Raw genomic sequence first — 1657 nt, forward strand, 5'->3', positions numbered from 1 at the left:
TCATGTTGTAAAAAGTTTCGCAAAATCAATTTACAACTTTGAGGGGAAACCGAAAGGAAGTACCCTCTTTTATTTTTTTACTCGGTCACTAGTGAAAAGTAGATATAAATTCAATGATCGGTTTCATATCTGCATTCCCCTTCAAAGTGATGTAGCCATTAGCTATAGCCGATTGGAGGTAGCTAACAAAGACTTTTGGAGTATGCCTCCACTCAAGATATGCTTCCTGTATTTGACCAGGCTTTGCATTAGTTTTTAAAAAATTGAGATCTTCTAAAATATCAGTACATATATTTAGAGCAAGCGGATTAATCTTTACTTTTTTATGTGTTAACTTGTTAATGTATTGAATTTGCTTTTTAAAGAATTGTATTTCTGCTTTTACATTGAAATCACTGTTTTTGATTAACCCCTCTCTTATGTTGTGATAGATTGAAACAATAGGTTCCGCATCTGCACTGTATTGTATTAAAACCGTAATTATACATCTTATTGCTTTCCATTCAATATTAGAAATTTGTTTAGGAATAGCTTTTAATGACTTAAAATGCTTGTTAAGTTCATTTATAGCAATAGTTTTATAATACTCATCAATTTGAGTTTCCGGTAATACAGAAAAGGTATGTAACAATAATTGTTGTAATTGAGATAACTCCTGATTGTAATTTGGCTTCCTTAAATGAATTTGAATATCATCCAAAGCTTTCAGGTATTGACTGTTTTGCATGTAGAGAGTAACCGTTTGTTTCCATTTACTACTATTCAAACAGTTTATTGCCTGAAGAACTCTTTTTTTATTACTGGCAAATGAGGGTAGCATTGCACTTATTGGTGGACAATGATGTTTGGGTATAAACCCTTTAAATAAAGCACATGATTTAAGTAAAACACCTGATATCATAAGATAAAAATCAAGATCTCTTAAAAATATAGATTTCTCATTATCGTTAATATGGCAAGGAATTGACCAGGGAGTTTCATCCATACTGTTTTTAACAGATAAAAGATTACGCAGACATTTCTCAATAAGATTTGGCTTTGCCTTATTACAGCTTAGTTTATTAAGATATTTATTCATGAATGATTCCATTTGAACGTAAATATTTGTACTATCAAATGTTTCTTCTTTATCAACAGATAGGTTAGTCCATTTTAATGATTTTCTGAAGATAATATTATCGGATATGGTATGAATTAAAGCTAACATGATGATATAGTTTTGGTTAGTATTATAATAAATTTACCTAAACCGAATATTAAAGTCAAATGGTAAAAAGTTAAAAAATGATAAAAGAAAAGTTGGAAGGACGAAGCTGGGAGTCAGAAGTTTTAAGTTAGGAAATCATAATATTTTAGTACTGATGATACAATCACCCGTAGGCTCGGATATATCCCTGTTGTTAGCGCGGAAATTCTTTCCGTGCAATAAGCGTGCTGTAAATCATTTATAGGGTTTTGATTTGAATGTTTTTATCTTGTACGCACAAAAATAAGGAATTGCATTCCGGTTAATTAATGAAAATATATTTTGTTATTTTTATCAGATATAATAATCTAACCCCTATATTATGTCAGATAAATACAAAATATTCGATAATCAAGCAGCTTACTTTATAACTATGACAACAGTAGGTTGGATTGATGTTTTTACTCGCAA

1 protein-coding gene is annotated in these 1657 nt (G+C 30.2%); it reads right to left on the reverse strand.

All coding sequences use genetic code 11. The features are described 5' to 3' along the window. Nucleotides 1-88: 88 nt before the first annotated feature. The gene (locus OM075_RS24980) at nucleotides 89-1207 is read right to left on the reverse strand and encodes a hypothetical protein (RefSeq protein ID WP_301193289.1); all 1119 of its coding nucleotides are present in this window, start codon (nucleotides 1205-1207) and stop codon (nucleotides 89-91) included. Between the last annotated feature and the right edge of the window lie 450 nt (nucleotides 1208-1657).

It is taken from the genome of Plebeiibacterium sediminum (assembly GCF_026013605.1).
In the GTDB taxonomy this organism is placed as follows: domain Bacteria; phylum Bacteroidota; class Bacteroidia; order Bacteroidales; family Marinilabiliaceae; genus Saccharicrinis; species Saccharicrinis sediminus.